Genomic DNA, 22,040 nt, shown 5'->3' with positions numbered 1-22,040 from the left:
CGTGGGAGTGAGACACCATTGGACACCTCTTCCGACTCGCTCGTCGAGGCGCTTCGGGCATCGCTGCTGGAGAACGAACGCCTCCGGCAGGAGAACGAACAGCTCGTCGACGAAGCGAACGAACCGCTCGCCGTCGTCGGCATGGCCTGCCGCCTTCCCGGCGGCGTGACCACTCCCGAGGGCCTGTGGGAGCTCGTCGCCGAAGGCCGTGACGGCGTCGGGCCGTTCCCGGAGGACCGCGGCTGGGACACGGAGGCGCTCTACCACCCGGACCCGGACCACCCGGGCACCAGCTACGTCCGCGAGGGCGGCTTCCTGCACGACGCCGCCGACTTCGACGCCGCCTTCTTCGGCATCTCGCCGCGCGAGGCGCTGACCATGGACCCGCAGCAGCGGCTCCTCCTGGAATGCTCCTGGGAGGCGCTGGAGCGCGCCGGGCTCGACCCCAAGTCCCTCGCGGGCGGCGACGCCGGCGTCTTCGTCGGCCTCATGTACCACGACTACCTGGGCAACACGAGCTCCGGCAGCCTCGCCTCCGGCCGCATCTCGTACACGCTCGGCCTCTCCGGCCCGGCGATGACCGTCGACACCGCCTGCTCCTCCTCGCTCGTCGCCCTCCACCAGGCGGGCCGCGCCCTGCGTTCCGGCGAGTGCTCGCTCGCCCTCGTCGGCGGTGCCACGGTCATGGCGACGCCGCAGGCGTTCGTCGAGCTGTCCCGGCAGCGACTGCTCGCCCCCGACGGCCGCTCCAAGTCCTTCTCCGCCGCCGCCGACGGCGCCGGCTGGTCCGAGGGCGTCGGCGTCATCGCCCTGGAGCGGCTCTCCGACGCCCAGCGCCTCGGCCACCGGGTCCTCGCGGTCGTCCGCGGCTCCGCCCTCAACCAGGACGGCGCCAGCTCCGGATTCAGCGCCCCCAACGGCCCCGCCCAGCAGCGGCTGATCCACCAGGCCCTGGAGAACGCCCGCCTGACGCCGGCCGACATCGACCTGGTCGAGGCGCACGGCACCGGCACCACCCTGGGCGACCCGATCGAGGCCCAGGCCCTGCTCGCCACGTACGGACAGGACCGGCCCGAAGACCGCCCGCTGCTGCTCGGCGCCCTGAAGTCGAACATCGGCCACACCCAGGCCGCCTCCGGTGTCCTCGGCGTGATGAAGACGGTCCTGTCGATCCGCCACGGCGAGGTGCCCGGACTCGTCCACCTGGACGAGCCCACGCCGCAGGTCGACTGGTCCCAGGGAGCCGTCGAGCCGGTCGCCGGCCTCCAGCCCTGGCCCGAGACCGGCGCCCCGCGCCGGGCGGCCGTCTCCTCCTTCGGCATCAGCGGCACCAACGCCCACGTCATCCTGGAGCAGGCCCCCGAGCCGCAGCCCGCCGCCGCGGACGCCGGCGACGGCGCGGCCGACGCGGACCCGCGGACCGCGGCCGAGGCCGTGACGGCCGACGCCGGCCAGGACGAGCGGCCCCTGCCCTGGGCGCTCACCGGCCGGTCCGCCGCCGCCCTGCGCGACCAGGCCGCCCGCCTCCTCGCGTTCGCCGACGCCCACCCGGAGACCGCGCCCGCCGACGTGAGCAGCGCGCTCGCCGCCCGTACCTTCTTCGAGCACCGCGCCGTCCTCGTCGGCCGCCACCGCTCCGAGTTCCTCGACGGCCTGCGCGAGCTCGCCGCGGGCGGCCAGTCCGCCGACACGGTGACCGGACGCGTCCGCGTCACGGGCCGCACCGTCTTCGTCTTCCCCGGCCAGGGCTCGCAGTGGGCCCGCATGGGCGTCGAACTCCTCGACACCGAGCCGGTGTTCGCCCGCGAGATGGAGGCCTGCGACCAGGCCCTGCGGTCGTACGTCGACTGGTCGCTGCTCGACGTCCTGCGTGAGGCGCCCGGCGCGCCGGGCCTCGACCGCGACGACGTCGTCCAGCCCGCGCTCTTCTCCGTCGCCGTCTCGCTCGCCGCCGTCTGGCGGGCCCGCGGGGTCCGTCCGGACGCCGTGCTCGGCCACAGCCAGGGCGAGATCGCCGCCGCGTACGTGGCGGGGGCGCTCAGCCTCGACGACGCGGTCCGCATCGTCGCGCTGCGCAGCCGGGAGATCGTGCGCACCCTCGCCGGCGGGGGCGGCATGGCCGCCGTCGCGCTCCCCTCCGACGAGGTGACGGCCCGCCTGGAGCCCTGGGGGGACCGGCTCGCGGTCGCCGCGGTCAACAGCCCCACCTCCTCGGTCGTCGCCGGCGACGCCGACGCCCTCGACGAGCTCGTCGAGCGCTGCAAGGCCGACGGCGTACGGGCCCGCCGGGTCCCCGTCAACTACGCCTCGCACACCCCGCAGGTCGACGTGCTGCGCGCCGCCCTCGCCGAGCAGCTGGCCCCGGTCGCGCCGAAGCGTGCCACGGTGCCGTTCTTCTCCACCGTCACCGGCGACTGGCTCGACACCACCGAGGCCGACGCCGCCTACTGGTTCCGCAACCTGCGCCTGCCGGTCCGGTTCGCCGACTCCGTCGCCGCGCTCGCCCGCCAGGGCTTCGACTCGTTCATCGAGGTCAGCCCGCACCCGGTGCTCGTCCCCGCCGTCGAGGAGACCCTCACCGGGCAGACCACCGCGTTCTGCGCCCTCGGCACCCTGCGCAACGGCCTCGGCGGCCGCGCCCAGCTCCTCGCCGCGCTCGGCGAGGCCTTCGCCGCCGGCGTGTCCGTGGACTGGCGGACGGTGCTGCCGGAAGGCACCGGCGCCCACGTCGACCTCCCCACGTACCCCTTCCAGCGCAAGCGCTTCTGGATCGACACCGTCACCTCGGGCGACACCGGCGACGACATCCTGTCCGCGCTGCCCGAGGAGGCCGACGACGAGGCCGACGAGCTGCGCGCCCGCCTCCTGAACGGCACGGCCGAGGAGCGCTACGCCGCCGCCCTCGACCTGGTCGTCCGTACGATCACGGCCGTCCTCCGGCACGGCTCGCCCGAGGACGTCGACGTCGACAGCCCCTTCCTCGACCTGGGCTTCGAGTCGCTCACCGCCCTGGAGGCCCGCAACCGGCTGAACCGGGCCACGGGCCTGACCATGCCGGTGACCACGCTCTTCGAGCAGCCCTCGCCCGCCGCCCTCGCCCGGTTCGTCGCCGAGCAGATCGACGCCCGCGCCGACGGCACCGAGCCGGAGGACGCGCTGCTGCGGGTCGCCGCCGAGCGCCGCCTCGCCGGGGCCGCCGACCGCATCCCGCTCTCCTTCGGCCAGCAGCGGCTGTGGACCCTCGACCAGCTGGTGCCCGACAGCCCCGCGTACAACGTGGTCATGGCCCTGCCGCTCGCCGGCGACCTGCGCCCCGAGGTGATGCGGCGGGCGGTCAACGAGGTCGTCCGCCGGCACGAGGCGCTGCGCACCACCTTCCCCAGCGCCGACGGCCGCCCCTGGCAGGAGATCGCCCCGACCCTCACCCTGGACGTGCCCGTCGTGGCCGCGGAGGGGGAGACCCCCGAGGAGCGGGAGGCCGCCTACGAGCGGCTGGTGGGCGAGGAGGCCCGCCACGTCTTCGACCTGGCGCGCGGTCCGCTGGCCCGGGTGACGCTGTTCCGGCTCGGCGACGACGAGCACCGCATGGTCGTCAACCTGCACCACATCATCGCCGACGCCTGGTCCGGCGGCGTGTTCGGCAGCGAGATCGAGACCGCCTACCGGGCCTTCGCCGAGGGCCGCGAGCCCGCGCTGCCCGCGCTGCCCGTGCAGTTCGCCGACTACGCCGTGTGGGAGCGGGACTCGCTCGACGCCGACGCGCTCGCCGCCCGCCTCGCGAACCTGCGGGACCTGCTCGGTGACGTCACGTCCGCCGTGAAGCTGCCCACCGACCGGCCGCGCCCGGCCGTCCAGCGCCTGCAGGGCGGTGCCACGAGCTTCCGCGTCGAGGGCGAACTCGCCGAGAGCCTGCGCGCGTTCAGCGCCGAGCAGGGCGTGACCCTGTTCACGACGCTGCTCGCCGCGCTCAAGGTGATCCTGCACCGGTACGCGGGGGAGACCGACGGCACCGGCGACGTCGTCGTCGGCAGCGCCATGGCCAACCGCCGCCACGAGGCCCTCCAGGACCTGGTCGGCTTCTTCGTCAACACCGTCGTGCTCAAGACCGGCCTCGGCGACGACCCGACCGTCGGCGAACTCCTCGCCCGGGTCTCGGAGACCGTGAAGCAGGGCTTCGAGTACCAGGACGTGCCGTACGACGCGCTCGTCGCGGAGCTGATCCCGGAGCGCGGCCCCGCCACCAACGGGCTGTTCCAGGTCGTCTTCGACATGAAGCGGCACAGCGGCGACTCCGGCCCCGGCGGTGCGGCCTTCGCCGACGTCATGGAGATCCACAACGACACGTCCAAGTTCGACGTCGAGATCTCGGTGACCGAACTGCCCGACGCGCTGCTCGTCGACGCCGAGTACGACAGCGACCTCTTCGACCACGACACCGTGGAGCGGCTGCTCGGCGGCTACCGGGTCGTCCTGGAGGCCTTCGCCGGCGCCCGCGAGCGGCGGGTCTCCGAACTCCCGGTCCTCACGCCGGAGATCGAGCGGCGGATCCTCGTCGACTGGAACGACACCGACCGCGTCTGGCCCGAGGAGCAGATCCGCTGCCTCCACACCCTCATCGAGGACCAGACGGACCGGACCCCGGACGCCGTCGCCGTCACCTTCGACGGCGAGGACGTCACCTTCGCCGACCTCGACCGCCGGGCCAACCGGGTCGCCCACCGGCTGCTCGCCATGGGCGTCGGGCCCGACCAGCCCGTCGCGATCTCGATGGAGCGGTCGGTCGAGATGGTCGTGGGCCTGCTGGCCGTCCTCAAGGCCGGCGGCGCCTACCTGCCGATCGACCCGACCTATCCGCGCCAGCGCGTGGCGTTCATGCTCGACGACACCGTGCCGCGGCTCCTGCTGACCCAGCGTCACCTGTTGGAACGGCTGCCCGAGCACCAGGCCGAGGTCCTCCTCCTGGACGACCCCGCCGAGTTCGCGGACCAGCCGGACAGCCGGCCGGAGAGCCCCGTGGGCATGGACGACCTGGTGTACATGATCTACACCTCCGGCTCCACCGGCCGCCCCAAGGCCGCGATGATGACCCACCGCGGCGTGGTCAACCGGCTGCTGTGGAAGCAGGAGTACTACGGGCTGACCCCGGACGACCGGATCCTGCAGAAGACGCCGTTCAGCTTCGACGTCTCGGTGTGGGAGTTCTTCTGGCCCCTCCTGACCGGCGCGCGGATGATCGTCGCCCGCCCCGAGGGCCACAAGGACCCCGAGTACCTCTCCACCCTCATCCAGGAGCAGGGCGTCACCACCCTGCACTTCGTCCCCTCCATGCTGCGCGTGTTCCTCCAGCACCCGGGCATCGAGGCCTGCACCTCGATCACCCGCGTGATCGCGAGCGGCGAGGACCTGCCGGCCACCTCGATCAAGGGCGTGTACGACCGGCTGCCCAACGCCACCGTCACCAACCTGTGGGGCGCCACCGAGTGCTCCGTCGACAGCACCTGCTGGGAATGCCCGCGGGACCTCGGCGGCGCCCCGGTCTCCATCGGCACGCCCATCGCCAACACGCAGATCTACATCCTCGACCGCAACCTGCGGCCGGTGCCGATCGGCGCGGCCGGCGAGGCGTACATCGGCGGCGTCGGCGTGGCCCGCGGCTACTTCAACCGGCCGGAGCTCACCGAGGAGAGGTTCGTCCCCGACCCGTTCAGCACGGTCCCGGGCGCCACGCTCTACAAGACGGGCGACCTGGCCCGCTTCCTGCCCGACGGCTCCATGGTGTTCCAGGGGCGTACGGACTTCCAGGTCAAGGTGCGCGGCATGCGCATCGAGCTCGGCGAGATCGAGGCGGGCCTGCGGGAGCACCCGGCCGTCCGAGACGTGGTCGTGATGGCGCGGGAGGTCACCGAGGGCCAGGACAAGCAGCTCGTCGCGTACGTGGTCCCCGGCGAGGACGCGGCCGTCCCGCAGGCCTCGGCCGAGGCACTGGAGGCGGAGCGCGAGCGGATCCTGGAGCAGGACGCGTCCGGCGCGGCGCTCGCGGAGCGGGTCCTCGCACTCGCCCCGCAGCGGGTCCTGGAGCTCGGTGCCGGCGACGGCGCCCTGATGGCCCGCGTCGCCCCGCACACCACCGCGTACGTGGCGACCGAGCCGTCCGGCGCGGCCGCCGGACGGATCCGCGAAGAGGTCCTGCCGGCCCTGCCCGAGGCGGTCGACGGCCAGGTCCTGCACCGGTCCGAGGAGGACCTGTCCGGCCTGGGCGCCGAGCCCTTCGACGCGGTGGTCCTCGACGCCGTCACCCGGCGCCTGCCCGACCCGGCCCGGCTGCGGGACGTCCTCACGGGCGCCCTCGACCTGGTGCGGCCCGGCGGCGCGATCGTCCTCGGCGGCATCCGGAGCCTGCCGCTCCTGGAGACCTTCCAGACCGAGGCCGAGGCGGCGGGCGCCGAGGCGGGTCTGACCGTCGGCAAGCTGAAGGAGCGGGTGCGCCGGCGGGCCGCCGACGAGCGGGAACTGGCGCTCGCGCCCGAGTTCTTCTCCGTCCTGCGGACCGAACTGCCGCGGATCTCCCGGGTGGAGGTGGCCCTGCGGCCCGCCGGTGACGAGGCCGACGACCTCGTCGCGTACGGCTACGACGTCGTCCTGCACCTGGACGGCGCCGCCGTCCCGAGCCCGGCCCGGGCGGCCTGGTCCTCGCTGGAGGACGTGCGCCGGATCCTGGCCGAGGAGCGGCCGGACGCCGTGGAGATCGACGCGGTGCCCAACCCGAGGACCGCCGCGGGTCGCGAGCTGGTGGCCGCGCTGGCCTCCGCCGCCGACGGCACCGCGGTCGCGGGCCTCGCCGGCGCCGGTGGTGCCCGTGGCCGGGGCGTCGACCCGGACGTCCTGCGGGCCCTCGCCGGCGAGCACGGCTACCTGGCCGACGCGGCCTGGGTCGGCGGGCGCTCCGACGGCGCCTACCGGGTGCTCTTCCGCCGCCCGGACAGCGCGTGCGCCGCGGACTGGACGGACCGCGACGAGCTGGGCCGGCCGCTGCTGCGGCACGCCAACCGCCCCGGGCTCGCCGAGCTCGGCACCTGGCTGACCTCGGAGGCCGGCACCTTCCTGCGGGACCGGGTCCCGGAGTTCATGGTGCCGTCCGCGATCGTCGCGCTCGACGGGTTCCCCGTCACCGCCAACGGCAAGCTCGACCGAGGTGCGCTGCCCCTCCCGAAGCGCGGTGTGCGCTCGACCGAGCAGGTCGTCCAGGCCCGCACCCGGTACGAGGAGCAGCTCGCCGAGATCTGGGCGGAGGTCCTCGGCCTGGAGGAGATCACCGTGGACCGGGGCTTCTTCGCCCTGGGCGGCGACTCCCTCCTCGGCATCCAGATGGTGAGCCGGGCGACCGCGAAGGGTCTGGCGCTCACGCCGCAGGACGTCTTCCAGAGCCCGACGATCCAGGAGCTCGCGGCGCTCGCCGAGTCCCGCGGTCCGGTCCGGGCGAAGGCCAAGGTGGAGCGCGACGCCGCGCTCCTGGAATGGGCGCGGACCCGCTTCCCGGACGCCGCCGACGCGTACCCCGCGACCGGCATGCAGCGCAACGCGCTGGAGTTCGTCGAGCGGGCGCCGGACTCGGGCGTCTACATCACCCACCAGCGCTTCCGCTTCCAGGGCAACAAGCTGGAGCCGGTCGCGCTGGAGAAGGCGTGGCAGTACACCATCGACCAGTTCCCGTCGCTGCGGTCCAGCTACGTGCGCGACGAGGACGACCGCTGGATCCAGGTGGTCCGCACCGGCGTGAAGATCGGCTTCGAGACGTTCGACCTGCGGGCCGCGTCCGACGTCGAGCAGGAGCGCCGGATCGCCGCCTTCATCGAGGCGGAACGGCGGCGCGGCTTCTACGACTCGCTGGGGAAGACGCGGCTCGGGCTGTTCCGGCTGGCCGACGACACGTGGGAGTACATCCACTTCTTCACGCTGCTCGCGCAGGACGGCTGGAGCGCGGCGATGATGGTCCGCACGCTCCTCGACACGTACGAGAACCTGTCGGCCGGCAAGGAGCCGCTGGTGATCCCGCCGGCGGCGGCCTACGGCGACTTCTGCCAGGAGCAGTCCGAGCGCGACATGAGCGGCGCGGAGGAGTTCTGGCAGAAGCAGCTGGACGGGGTGACGCTGCCGGGGGCGCGGATCACGCTGCCCGAGGAGGAGCGTCGTGCCGACGTCGCGATCCCGGTCCAGCAGGAGTTCGTGGTCGTCTCGGACGAGGACGCGGAGGGCATCACGCGGCTGGCGCGGAGCAACGGTCTCAGTGTCAACAGCGTGGTGTACGGCGCCTGGTCGCTGCTGCTGAGCGCGATCACCGGCTCGGACCGGGTGGTCAGCGGCGCGCTGATGTCGGGCCGCAGCACCACCTCGGTCGACGTCGACCAGGCGGCGGGCCTGATGTTCAACATCCTGCCGGTGGCGACGACGGTGGACCCCGACGCGGATCTGCTGACCTGGCTCACCGGGGTGCAGGACCGGATCAAGGCGATCAGCGACTACGAGTACGTGACGCCGGAGACGCTCCGGGAGCTGGGAGGTGGTCTGCAGACCACCGATCCGCTCTTCGAGAGCTACGTCGTCAACGAGAACGTGCCGGGCATGATCGCCGGCCTGGGACGTCTCATGTCGGTGCTCGGGGCGGCGACGCCGGTCCAGGTGCTCGCGCAGACGGAGCATCCGCTCCGGGTCGAGATCCACTTCACCGACCAGTTCTCGGTCATCGCGGCCAACCACCGCTCCGGCTATTTCCCGGACGGTGCGGTGGCCCGGTGGGTCCAGGAGTACGTGCACCTCCTTTCGGCCATGGTGGCTCATCCTGAGCGCAAAATCGGCGAGTTCGTGGCCGAGTTCTCCGAGCGCGTGTCGCGGGAGGCGTGAACTCCTCGTGAAGAAATGTGACGTGAGGGGGGTGTGCCCTATCTCGCTTACCAAGATCAGAAGCGTCATGTTAGGGTGGATCTCGCCAATGCACGTCACGTTGTTCCCCCCGGGGGTGGCTGGATTCGGTTGCCCCTGGGGGGGCTCACGGGGAGAACTGCGTGATATCTCGAACGACACATCGAGAAGAACCGCTGGAAGAAGTGGTACAAGGCCTGGAGGAGCTTCCTTCGCTGGTGCGTCTGCTGCGCGAGCGGGCCGGGCTCACTCAGGAAGAATTAGCATTCAATTCGGGGCTCAGCATTCGCACCATCTCCGATCTGGAGAGGGGTCGCACCACCGCGCCGCAGCGGCGCTCGATCGAACTGTTGGCCGATGCCCTGTGCGTCGAAGGGGACTCGCTGGAGCAGTTCCGCAGGACAGCGAGAGGCCGGTCTGTGGCCCAATGTCCCTCTTGCTCCGCCCGATGGCAGCTGGACGAACTGACCACCCAGCGCCGTTCCGCTTGATCCGCGGGCACACGCCCGCCGCCCCGCCGGCCGCGCTCTCGCGGCCGGCGGGCCCTGGATTCCACTTGATCCACCCTCTCTGACGGGCCCTCTGCCCCGCCCCCGCCGCCGTGTCGTCCCAGGCAGGCCGGGTGAAATTATTCGGCGTTCTCTTCGGTATGCCGAAAACCATTGAATGGGACTGCGTACGCCACGGGGGAAAGAAATGGCTGACGAGCAGAAGTATGTGGATTATCTGCGGCGCGCCACGGCCGAGATAAAAGACCTCAGGGAGCGCCTGGAGAAGGCGGGAGAGCGCTCCTCGGAACCGCTCGCCATCATCGGAATGGCATGCCGATTTCCGGGTGGAGTGACCACACCTGACGAACTCTGGCGGCTGGTCGAGGAAGGCCGTGACGCGGTCACCGGATTCCCCCGGGACCGCGGCTGGGACATCGCCGGGATCTACGACCCGGACCCCGAGGCCGTCGACAAGAGCTATGTTCGAGACGGCGGATTCCTTATGGACGCCGCCTCCTTCGACGCGGAGTACTTCGACATCAGCCCGCGCGAGGCGGCCACCGTCGACCCCCAGCACCGGCTGCTCCTGGAGTGCTCCGCCGAGGCCTTCGAACGCGCCGGCATCCGGCCCGACGCGCTGCGCGGCTCCCGCACCGGAGTGTTCAACGGCATCATGTCCTCCGGCCCTTCCACGGACACCGCCAGCATGGCCGCCGGCCGCGTCGCCTACGCCTTCGGCCTCGAAGGCCCGGCCGTCGTCGTCGACACCGCCTGCTCCTCCTCCCTCGTCGCCCTCCACCTGGCCGGACAGGCCCTGGCCGACGACGACTGCTCGCTCGCCCTGGTCGGCGGCGCCACCGTCATGACCACCCCCGACACCTTCGTCTACTTCAGCAGCCAGCGCGGGCTCGCCCCGGACGGCCGGTGCAAGTCCTACGGCGCGGGAGCCGACGGCACCGGCTTCGCGGAAGGCGTCGGAGTGCTGCTCGTCGAGCGGCTCTCCGACGCCCGCCGCCTCGGCCACCCCGTCCTCGCCGTGGTCCGCGGCACCGCCGTCAACCAGGACGGCCGGTCCAACGGCATCACCGCCCCCAACGGCCCCGCCCAGCAGCGCGTCATCCGCGCCGCCCTCGACCGGGCCCGCCTCACCCCCGCCGACGTCGACGTCATCGAGGGCCACGGCACCGGAACCCGCCTCGGCGACCCCATCGAGGCCCAGGCGCTCCTCGCCACCTACGGCGCGGACCGGCCCGCCGACCGCCCGCTGCTCCTCGGCTCCCTCAAGTCCAACATCGGCCACACCCAGGCCGCCGCCGGCGTCGCCGGCATCATCAAGACGGTCCTCGCCATGCGCCACGGAACCGTCCCCCCCACCCTGCACGCCGACGAGCCCACACCCCAGGTCGACTGGACCGCGGGCGCCGCCCGGCTGGTCACCGACGGGCCGGTCCCCTGGCCCGAGACCGGGCGGCCCCGCCGCGCGGCCGTCTCCTCCTTCGGCCTCAGCGGCACCAACGCCCACGTCATCCTCGAACAGGCCCCCGCCGCCGCCGAGTCCACCGAGTCCCGGACCGTCACCGGCACCGCACCCTGGCTCCTCTCCGCCCGCACCGAGGACGCCCTGCGCGCCCAGGCCGCCCGGCTCCGCGCCTGGGCCGAGCGCACCGAGGACGCCCACCCCGCCGACGTCGCCGCCGCCCTCGCCACCCGCCGCTCCGTCCTGCCCGTCCGCGCCGCCGTCCTCGGTACCGACCGCGCCGACCTGCTGCGCGGACTCGACGCCCTCGCCGCCGGCGAACCCACCGAGCACGCCGTCGCCGCCCACTCCCGCCGCCACGGCGGCACCGCCGTCCTCCTCACCGGACAGGGCGCCCAGCGGCCCGGCGCGGGCCAGGAGCTGTACGCGACGTACCCCGTCTTCGCCGAGGCCCTCGACGAGGTGTGCGCCGCCTTCGCCCCGTACCTCGAACGTCCCCTGAAGAGCGTCCTGTTCGCCCGGCCCGACACCGCCGACGCGCTGCTCCTCGACCGGACCGCCTACACCCAGGCCGCCACCTTCGCCCTGGAGACCGCCCTCTACCGGCTGACCGAGAGCTGGGGCCTGCGCCCCACCGCCCTCCTCGGCCACTCGATCGGCGAACTCACCGCCGCGCACCTCGCCGGGGTCTGGTCCCTGCCCGACGCCGTGAAGATCGTCGCCGAACGCGGCCGCCTCATGGACGCCCTGCCCGCCGGCGGCGCCATGGTCGCCGTCGCGGCCCCCGAGGACTGGGTCCGCACCCTCATGACCGGCCTCGGCATCGACGAGGACACCGCCGGCCAGGACGGCCCCACGGCCGGCATCGCCGCCGTCAACGGCCCCTCCGCCGTCGTGGTCTCCGGCGACGAGACGCTCGTCGCCAAGGTCGCCGCCGCCTGCCGCGCCGAAGGCGTCCGCACCAAACCGCTGCGCACCTCGCACGCCTTCCACTCCGCGCTCATGGACCCCATGCTCGAGGAGTTCGCGAAGGTCCTCGGCACCGTCACCGCCCACCCGCCGCGGCTCCCCGTCGTCTCCGACGTCACCGGCGAGCTCCTCACCGCCGAACAGGCCCGCTCGGCCGAGTACTGGGCCGACCACGTCCGCCGCACCGTCCGCTTCGCCGACGGCGTGCGCACCCTGTACGCCCGCGGCACCACCCGCTTCCTGGAGATCGGCCCCGACACGGCCCTCACCGCCGCCGCGCAGGACACCCTCGCCGGCGAACCCGAGGCCGACGGCGCCGTCTTCGCCGCCGTGCTCCGCCGAGGCCGCCCCGAGACCGGCACCCTGCTCGCCGCGCTCGCCCGCCTGCACACCGACGGAGCCGCCCTCGACTGGGACGCCGTCTGGGCAGGCCACCCCGTCCCGCACCTCGACCTGCCCACGTACGCCTTCCAGGGCACCCGCTACTGGGCCGCCCCGCACGAGGGCGGCACCGGTGCCGAGGGGCTCGGCCTCACCTCCGTCGACCACCCGTTCCTGCGCGCCGCCGCCGAACTCCCCGGCTCCGACGCCCTGGTGCTCACCGGACGCCTCTCCGCCGAGACCCACCCGTGGCTCGCCGACCACGCCATGTGGGGCACTGCCCTGCTGCCCGGCGCCGGACTGGTCGAGCTCGTCGCCCGCGCCGGCGAACTCGCCGCATGCCCCCTCGTACGGGACATCACCCTGCACGCCCCGCTGCGCGTGCCCGAGGACGCCGCGGTCCACCTCCGCGTCGCGCTCTCCGCGCCCGACGGCGAGGGCGCCCGCTCCCTCACCCTGCACTCCCGCGCCGAGGACGGCCTCCCCGACGACCCGTGGGAGCTCCAGGCGTCCGGCACCGTCGTGCCCGCCTCCGGCGACGACCCCGGCACCGACCCCGCCGTCGTCGAACTCGCCGGCACCTGGCCGCCGCAGGACGCCACCACCGTCGACATCGAGGGCGTCTACGAACGGCTCGCCACCCGCGGCTACGACTACGGCCCCGCCTTCCAGGGCGTCCGCGCCGTCTGGCGCCGCGACGCCGAGGTCTTCGCCGAGGTCGAGCTCCCCGACGCGCGCCACGGCGAGGCCGACGCCTTCGTCCTGCACCCGGCGCTGTGGGACGCCGCCCTCCAGGCCCTCATCCTCGTCGGCTACGACGACGTGGACGGAGACACCCGGCTCCCGTACGCCTGGCAGGACGTCGCCGTCCACGCCGAGGGCGCCGTCGCCCTGCGCGTCCGCATCGCCGCCGCCGACGAGCAGACGCTCTCCCTGACCGCCGTGGACCCGGCCGGGCTTCCCGTCGTCCGGGCCGGCACCATCCGCCTGCGCGACGTGTCCCCGGAGCAGTTCGCCGCACCCGACACCACGAGCGACGCCCTCTTCCAGGTCGAGTGGACCCCCTCCGAACTGCCGCTGCCCCAGGACGGCACCGGCCGCCCCGCGGGTGCCTGGGCCGCCGTCGGCCCCGACGACCTCCGGCTCAGCCGGGCCCTGCGCGCCCAGTGGGGCGACGGCCGCTGGTTCGCCGACACCGACGCCCTGCGGGCGGCCCTCGACGCCGGCACCGCGGCACCCGCCCTCGTCGTCCTCACCCACCCCGGCACCGACCCCGCCGACGACCTGCCCGAGGCCGTCCGGAAGGCCGCGACCGACACGCTCGCCCTCCTGAAGGAGTGGCTCGGCGACGAACGGCTCGCGTCGAGCCGGCTCGTCGTCGTCACCCGCGACGCGACCGGAACCGCCCCCACCGACCTCGCCGGCGCCGCCGTCTGGGGCATGCTGAGGACCGCGCAGACCGAACACCCGGACCGCTTCGTCCTCGTCGACACCGACGACACCGAAGCCTCCGCGGCCGCCCTGCCCAACGCCCTCGCCCTCGACGAGCCGCAGCTCGCGCTGCGCGACGGCGAACCGCTGGTGCCCCGGCTGCTCCGCGCCCAGGCCCCCACCCGTACCGACGCCACCGCCGGCACGGAGGAGACCGCCGCGGGACCCGACCTGTCCACCGGCACCGTCCTCGTCACCGGCGCCTTCGGCGCCCTCGGCAGCGCCCTCGCCCGCCACCTCGTCGTCCGCCACGGAGCCCGCAGCCTCCTGCTGCTCGGCCGGCGCGGCCCCGCCACCGAAGGCGCCGCCGACCTCCTGGAGGCGCTGCGGGACCTCGGCGCCGACGCCGAGGCCGTCGCCTGCGACGTCGCCGACCGGGACGCCCTCGCCGGCGTCCTCGACGCCCTCCCGGCCGACCGGCCGCTCACCGGAGTCGCCCACGTGGCCGGCGTCCTGTCCGACGGCATGCTGGAGACCCTGACCGACCGCCAGGTCCAGGACGTCCTGCGGCCCAAGACCGACGCCGCCTGGCACCTGCACCAGCTCACCCGCGGCCACGACCTGCGGATGTTCGCGCTCTTCTCCTCCCTGTCCGGCACCCTCGGCGGCGCCGGCCAGGCCAACTACGCCGCCGCCAACGTCTTCCTCGACGCCCTCGCCGCCCACCGCCACGCCCTCGGACTGCCCGCGCAGTCCCTGGCCTGGGGCGCCTGGGAGGCCGACGGAGGCATGGTCGACCGGCTCGCCGAGGCGGACCGCGCCCGCGCCGCCCGCGTCGGCCTCACCCCGCTCGGCACCGAGGAGGGCCTCGCCCTCTTCGACCTCGCCACCGCCACCGACGCGCCGGCCCTCGTCCCCGCCCGCCTCGACGTCCGCGCGCTGCGCCGGATGTTCACCCACGCCGAACAGGTGCCGCCGCTGCTCCGCGGCCTCGTCCGGCTCCCCAGGGCCAGGACCGCCGACCGCTCCGACCGGTCGGCCGCCCTGCGGGCCCGGCTGGCCGAACTGCCCGAGCAGGACCGGGCCCGCGAGGTCCTCGCCGTCGTCCGCGAACACGTCGCGGCCGTCCTCGGGCACGCCACTCCGGCGACCGTCGCCGTGGACCGGGGCTTCCTCGACCTGGGCCTCGACTCGCTCACCGGCATCGAGCTCCGCAACCGCCTCGACGCCGTCAGCGGACTCCGGCTGCCCTCCACGATGATCTTCGACTATCCGACGCCGCTGGCCATGGCCGAGTGGCTCGCCGGGCGCATCGTCCCCGCGGACACCGCCCCGAGCACGCCCACGGGACCGGCCCGGCCGGCCCGCCCGGAGCAGCGCGCGGCGGAGCACGCCATCAAGAACATGGCCGCCGACGAGCTGGTCCGGCTGGCACTCGGCCGCGACGCCTCATGACCGGCGCACCACGCACGCTCCCAGGACCGGCGCAGTAGCCGACTCGGTACGACACAACGGGGGATCAGTCCATGAACAGCACCACCGCGCCGACCCCGTCCTTCAGGAGCCTGAAGGACGACGACCTGACGACACCCGGCCGTCACGTCCTCGGCCGCGTCGACTTCACCCACGAGCCCTTCTCTCCCACCCTCGAGGCGGGACACCCGGCCGTCGGCATCCAGGCGGCCCAGTCCGTCGAGGAAGGCTTCGCCGAGGTGTGGACCTCCGACCGGCCCGTCGAGACGGGCCGGTCCGGGGAACTGTCCTACGCCGTCGACGGAGAGTTCCTCTTCTGCACCGCCCGCATCCCCGAGAGCGACGACTACGTCGACGCCACCGAGGCCGTCTACACCGAGGCCGTCGAACTGACCCGCTCCCTCGGCTACCCGCAGCTCTACCGCATCTGGCACTACATCAGCCGGATCAACGAGGAGAACGCCTCCGGCCTGGAGGTGTACCGCGAGTTCTGCGTGGGCCGCGCCCGCGCCCTCGAACGGTACGGAATGGCCGACAGCATGCCCGCCGCCACCGTCATCGGCGTGCACGGCGGCGGGATCGTCCTCTACCTCCTCGCCTGCCGCGAGGGCACCCAGGTCAACATCGACAACCCGCGCCAGGTGCCGCCCTACCACTACCCGAACCGCTACGGCCCGAAGGCCCCGAACTTCGCCCGCGCCACCTACCTCGCCCAGGACGGCGGCGGCGAACAGCTCTACGTCTCCGGCACCGCCGGCATCCTCGGCCACCGCACCATGCACGCCGACGACGTCGAGGCCCAGTGCCGCCTCGCCCTCGACAACATCGCCCACGTCATCGGCGGCCGGAACCTCTCCGTGCACGGCATCGGCCCCGGCTGCACCCTCGACGACCTGCGGGGCGTCAAGGTGTACGTACGCCACCGCTCCGACATCGCCCGCGTCGAGGAGATCTGCCGCGAGGCGCTCTCCCCGGCCGCGGACATCGTCTTCCTCAACGCCGACGTGTGCCGCGCCGACCTCCTCGTCGAACTGGAGGGCATCGTCGTCCGCGAGCAGGTGTCCCCGGCCCGCACCGTCCCCGCCTGGGAGCACCTGCCCGCCGCCCAGCAGCCGCAGTGGCGCGACCACCCCGCGTACGGACGCGTCCGCGCCACCCTCGCGGCCGCACCGCCCGTCGTCCGCCCCGGCGAGATCCGCGAACTGCGCGACAGGCTCGCCGAGGTCGCCGCCGGCCGGGCCCACATCCTGCAGATGGGCGACTGCGCGGAGAGCTTCTACGAAGGCACCCCGCACCACACCGGTACGAAGATCGCCCACCTGGACGCGCTCGCCGACCGGCTCGGCGAGCACACCCGGCTCCCCGTCCTGCGGATCGGACGCCTCGGCGGCCAGTACGCCAAGCCCCGCTCCCAGCCCACCGAGACCGTCGACGGCACCGAACTGCCCGTCTTCCGCGGCCACATGGTCAACGCCGAGGGCCGCTCGGCCGAGGCCCGCCGGCACGACCCCGTCCGCATGCTCTGGGCCTACCACTTCAGCGACGAGATCCAGCAGGCCCTGCGCGCCCACCGCGCCGCCACCTCCCTGCGCAGCCTCAACCCCGGCCCCTGGTCCAGCCACGACGCCCTCGTCATGGACTACACCGCCGCCCTCGTCCGCATCGACGAGACCACCGGCGAACCGTTCCTCGGATCCACGCACTTCCCGTGGATCGGCGAGCGCACCGGCGGCCCCGCCGACGCCCACGTCACCCTGCTCAGCGGCGTGGTCAACCCGATCGCCTGCAAGATCGGACCCCGCGCCACCCCCGAGAGCGTCCTGGAGCTCTGCCGCGCGCTCGACCCGCACCGCGAACCCGGGCGGCTCACCCTCATCAGCCGCATGGGCCGCGAAGCCGTCGGCACTGCCCTGCCCCCGCTCGTCCGCGCCGTCGGCGAGGCCGGCCACCCCGTCGTCTGGCTCTGCGACCCCATGCACGGCAACACCGTCAAACTGCCCACCGGCACCAAGGTCCGCCGCCTCGACGACCTCGTCGCCGAGACCCTCGCCTGCCGCGACGTCCTGCGCGCCCACGGACAGCACTTCGGCGGACTCCACCTGGAGACCGCCGCCGAGGACGTCACCGAATGCCTCGGCGGCCCCGTCCGCGACGCCTCCGACGTCGAACGCCACTACACGACGCTGTGCGACCCCCGGCTCAACCCCGAGCAGGCCGCCGAACTCGTCGACCGCGTCTTCGGCGAGGACCTCGCCCTCGACGGCCTCATCGGCCTGTCCTGACGCCGACCGCCCGCCCCCCAGGGCGTCTTCGGGCCGGCGGCCCGAACAGAACACCTTACGAAGCATCGAGAACGACAACGAGGGAAGTGCCGAAGTGCTGCGCAGCGACCTGATCCGGCCGATGCACGAACTGCTCCGCGCCCAGGCCGAGCGGTTCGGCGGGAAGACGGCCTTCTCCGACGCGGACCGCAGCGTCAGCTACGCCGAGCTCGAACGCCGCACCGGCCGGCTCGCCGGCCACTTCCGCGCCCTCGGCCTGCGGCGCGGCGACCGCGCCGCCCTCCACCTCGACAACGGCGTCGACATGGTCGAGGGCTACCACGCCGTCACCCGCGCCGCCGGCATCGCCGTCCCCGTCAACGCCCGACTGACCGGCGCCGAACTCGACCACGTCCTCACCGACGCCGGCGTCCGCCTCCTCGTCACCGACCCGGCCCACCTCGACGAGGTCCGGGACCTGCTGCCCCGGCACCCCGGCCTCGTCCTGGTCGTCACCGGCGACGCGCCCGCCGCCGAACTCCCCGACGGCGCCGTCCCGTTCTCCGCCCTCGCCGCCACCGAGCCCGCCGAGCCCGCCCGCGACGACCTCGGCCTCGACGAGCCGGCCTACATGCTGTACACCTCTGGCACCACCGGCCGCCCCAAGGGAGCCCTGTCCACCCAGCGCAACTCCCTGTGGACGATCGCCGCCTGCTACGCGCCGATGCTCGGCTTCTCCGAGGACGACCACGTGCTGTGGCCGCTGCCGCTCTCCCACTGCCTCGGCCACCACCTCGGCGTGCTCGGCGTCACCGCCGTCGGCGCGAGCGCCCACATCATGACCGCGTTCTCCGCGGGCGAGGCGCTCGACCTGCTCGGCAGCCGCGACTTCACCTTCCTGGCCGCCGTGCCCGCCATGTACCACCAGCTCGTCAGCGCCGTCGGCGAGCGCGACACCCCCCTGCCGACCGGCCTGAGGACCTGCCTCACCGCCGGCTCCGTCGCCGCCGAACCGCTGCGCGCCCTCGTACGGGAACGCCTCGGCACCGACCTCCTCGACAGCTACGGAACCACCGAGACCTGCGGCCCCATCACCTCCAACGCCCCCGGCGGCCCCCGCGTCCCCGGCTCCTGCGGGCCCGTCCTGCCCGGCCTCACCGTCCGCCTCGTCGACGCCGAGACGGGCGAGGACGTCCCCGAGGGCGCCGAGGGCGAGGTCTGGGTCGAGGGCCCGAACGTCATGCTCGGCTACTGGGACGCCGCCACCGCCACCGCCACGGCCCCCGCCGGCGGCGTCCACCGCACCGGCGACCTCGCCACCCGCGACGCCGACGGCTTCCTGACCGTCACCGGCCGCATCAAGGAACTCATCATCCGCGGCGGCCAGAACATCCACCCCGGCGAGGTCGAAGAAGTCCTCAGGGACGTCCCCGGCGTCCGCGACGCCGCCGTCGTCGGCGCCCCCCACGACGTCCTCGGCCAGGTGCCCGTCGCCCTCGTCGTGCCCGGCCCCGACGGCGTCGACCCGCGCCGGATCCTCGCCGCGAGCCGGGCCCGGCTCGCGTACCACAAGGTCCCCCAGGAGATCCACGCCGTCCGCGAGATCGTCCGGACCTCCTCCGGCAAGGTCGTCCGCGACGCCCTGCGCGACCTGCCGCGCCGACTGCTCGCCACCGGCACCGGCACCGTCGACGGCCTCTACCGTCCGGAATGGGCCCCCCTCTCCGAGCCCGCCCCGGCGGACACCTCCGCCTGGCAGGTGTACGGAGGCCACGGCGGCGACACCACGGCGCGGGCCCTGCCCGCCACCCCGGACCTCGCCGACGAGCTCGCCGCCCGCCTCACGGACGGACAGGACCGGCTCGTCGTCGTCCTCCGCGACGCCGTCGACGCGGCCCCCGGCGGCCCCGCCGACACCGCCGCCCCCGGCGGCGCGGCCGAGACCTGGGCCCGCCTGCGGTCGCTCCAGGCCGCCCACCCCGAGCGCCTCGTCCTCGTCGACCTCGACGACGACACCCTGCCCCTCGACACCCTGCGCGCCCTCGTCGAAACCGGCGAACCCCGCATCGCCGTCCGCGCCGGCACCGCCCTCGCGCCCCGGCTCGCCCCGGCCGCCGCACCCCACGCCGAGGCCCGCCCGCAGGCCCCCGAGGGCATCGCCGTCGTCACCGGACTCGGCGGCCCGCTCACCGACGCCGTCGCCGCCGCGGCCACCCAGCTCGTCACCGGCCACGGCGTCCGCCGACTGCTCCTCACCGGCCCCGAGACCGCCCGCCACACCGAACTGACGGCGGCGCTCACGGCGGCCGGAGCCCAGGTCGACACCGCCACCGAGCCCACCTCGGCCCCCGACGGCACGGTCGTCGCCCTCGTCCACGCCGACGAGGACGGAGCGGTCGACCTGCCCACCCTGTACGAGGCGGTGGACGGCCCCACGACCCTGCCCGCCCTCGTCGTGCTCGCCCCGCTCACCGCCGTCCTCGGCGCCGACGGCCAGGACGCCGCCGCGTCCACCACGGCCGCCGCGGCCCTCGTCCGGGCCCACCGGGCCCGCGGCGGCGCCGGCGCGCTGCTCGCCGCCTCCACCTGGGACGGCGACACCCCGGCGTACGTGGACACCGCCCTGACCGGCCCCGACGCCTGCCTGCTCGCCCCCGCCGAAGGACCGGAGCACCTCCTGCCGCCGCGCCTCACCGAGGCCGGAGACGCCTGGACGGCCGCCGACCCGCAGGTCCGCGCCGCCCTCACGGCCCGACTCGCCCCGCTCACCGACGAGGCGCGCCACGCGGAGCTCGAACGGCTCGTCCTCGACACGGTCGTCGCCGTCCTCGGAGGGAACACCCCCGCCCCCGCCGCCGCCGACCGCGCCTTCAAGGAACTCGGCCTGACCTCCCTCACGGCCGTACGACTCCGCAACCAGCTCGTCGAGACCACCGGCCTCGGACTCTCCGCCGCCGTGGCCTTCGACCACCCGACGCCCGCCGCGCTCGCCCGCCACATCGCCGCCCGCCTCACCGGCACCGACCGGGCGGTGCCGGCGTCGGTGGTGCGGCGCGGTGGTGCGGGTGTGGTGGACGAGCCGGTCGCGATCGTGGCGATGAGCTGCCGTTATCCCGGGGGAGTGGCGTCTCCGGAGGATCTGTGGAGCATGGTCGTCGAGGGTCGTGAGGGGATCTCCGAATTCCCGACCGACCGCGGCTGGGACCTCAACGCCCTCTTCGACACCGACCCGGACGCCCCCGGCACCTGCTACACGCGCCACGGCGGCTTCCTCCACGACGCCGGCGACTTCGACGCCGCCTTCTTCGGCATCGCCCCCGGCGAGGCCCTCGTGATGGACCCGCAGCAGCGGCTGCTGCTGGAAGTCTCGTGGGAGGCGATCGAGCGGGCGGGGATCGATCCGCTCGGGCTGCGGGGCTCGCGGACGGGTGTCTTCGCCGGCCTCATGCACCACGACTACGCCGAGCGCTTCGCCGGCGTGCCCCGCGAGCTGGAGGGCTACCTCGGCACCGCCGCCGCCGGCAGCGTCGCCTCCGGCCGCATCGCGTACACCCTGGGCCTGGAAGGCCCCGCCGTGACCGTGGACACGGCGTGCTCGTCGTCGCTGGTGGCGCTGCACCTCGCGGCGCAGGCGCTGCGACAGGGGGAGTGCGACCTCGCCCTCGCCGGCGGCGTCGCCATCATGTCCTCCCCGCAGGTCTTCCTCGACTTCTCGCGCCAGCGGGCCCTCTCGCCGGACGGCCGCTGCCGCGCGTTCGCGGCCGGCGCCAACGGCACCGGCTGGGCCGAGGGCGCGGGCATGATCCTGCTCGAACGGCTCTCCGACGCCGTCGAGAACGGCCACACGGTCCTCGCCGTACTCCGGGGATCGGCACTCAACCAGGACGGTGCGTCGAATGGTCTGACGGCGCCGAACGGTCCGTCGCAGCAGCGGGTGATTCGTGACGCGCTGGCGGTGGCGGGGTTGTCGGTGGGGGATGTGGATGTGGTGGAGGCCCATGGGACGGGGACGTCTCTGGGTGATCCGATCGAGGCCCAGGCGTTGTTGGAGACGTATGGGCAGGATCGTGAACGGCCGCTGCTACTCGGGTCGTTGAAGTCGAATCTTGGTCATGCGCAGGCTGCGGCCGGTGTGGGTGGTGTGATCAAGATGGTGATGGCGATGCGTGCGGGTGTGGTTCCGCGGACGTTGCATGTGGATGCGCCGTCGCCGCATGTGGACTGGTCGTCCGGTGCGGTGGAGCTGGTGACGCGGAATGTGGAGTGGCCGGATTCGGGTCGGGTGGCGCGGGCGGCGGTGTCGTCGTTCGGGATCAGCGGGACGAACGCGCACGTGATCGTGGAGGCCGCGCCTTCTGAGCCGTCGTCTCCTGAGTCTTCTGTGGATGCGTCTGTGGTGCCGTGGGTGGTGTCGGGGCGTGGTGTGGGGGCGTTGGAGGCGGGGCTTGCGGGTCTTGCCGGGGTGGCGGGTTCGCGGGTGGATGTGGGCTGGTCGTTGCTGGGGCGGCCGGTGTTCGAGGACCGGGGTGTGTTGCTGGCTTCCGCCGAGGGTGTGGTGGAGGCGGCCCGGGGGTCTGCCTCCAGTGGCATGGGGCTGGGGGTGTTGTTCTCCGGTCAGGGTGCCCAGCGGCTGGGGATGGG

3 protein-coding genes and 2 pseudogenes are annotated in these 22,040 nt (G+C 74.1%); all 5 read left to right on the top strand.

Features of this window, described 5'->3' with window-relative positions:
- Positions 1–60: 60 nt before the first annotated feature.
- A pseudogene (locus tag ACFYX3_RS00025) lies at positions 61–8,898 on the top strand (amino acid adenylation domain-containing protein); the annotation flags it as partial.
- 161 nt (positions 8,899–9,059) lie between these two features.
- On the top strand, positions 9,060–9,407 hold the full coding sequence (locus ACFYX3_RS00020) for a helix-turn-helix domain-containing protein (protein ID WP_382662478.1): 348 nt from the start codon (positions 9,060–9,062) through the stop codon (positions 9,405–9,407).
- A gap of 208 nt (positions 9,408–9,615) precedes the next feature.
- Positions 9,616–15,120: pseudogene (locus ACFYX3_RS00015) on the top strand (type I polyketide synthase); the annotation flags it as partial.
- A gap of 71 nt (positions 15,121–15,191) precedes the next feature.
- The gene (locus ACFYX3_RS00010; RefSeq protein WP_382662482.1) at positions 15,192–17,420 is read left to right on the top strand and encodes an FkbO/Hyg5 family chorismatase; all 2,229 of its coding nucleotides are present in this window, start codon (positions 15,192–15,194) and stop codon (positions 17,418–17,420) included.
- Between the two features lie 94 nt (positions 17,421–17,514).
- A partial coding sequence (locus tag ACFYX3_RS00005) for a beta-ketoacyl synthase N-terminal-like domain-containing protein (RefSeq protein ID WP_389006479.1) occupies positions 17,515–22,040 on the top strand: 4,526 nt, incomplete at its 3' end.

It is taken from the genome of Streptomyces sp. NPDC002463, from assembly GCF_042889835.1.
Classification (GTDB): Bacteria; Actinomycetota; Actinomycetes; order Streptomycetales; family Streptomycetaceae; genus Streptomyces; species Streptomyces nymphaeiformis.
Note: the sequence above shows the minus strand (reverse complement) of the source record. Positions and strands in the feature narration are given on the sequence as shown.

Bases quoted from the DNA above. Each gene is read 5' to 3' on its own strand.
- ACFYX3_RS00010 (WP_382662482.1), top strand. From the start codon at position 15,192: ATGAACAGCACCACCGCGCCGACCCCGTCCTTCAGGAGCCTGAAGGAC.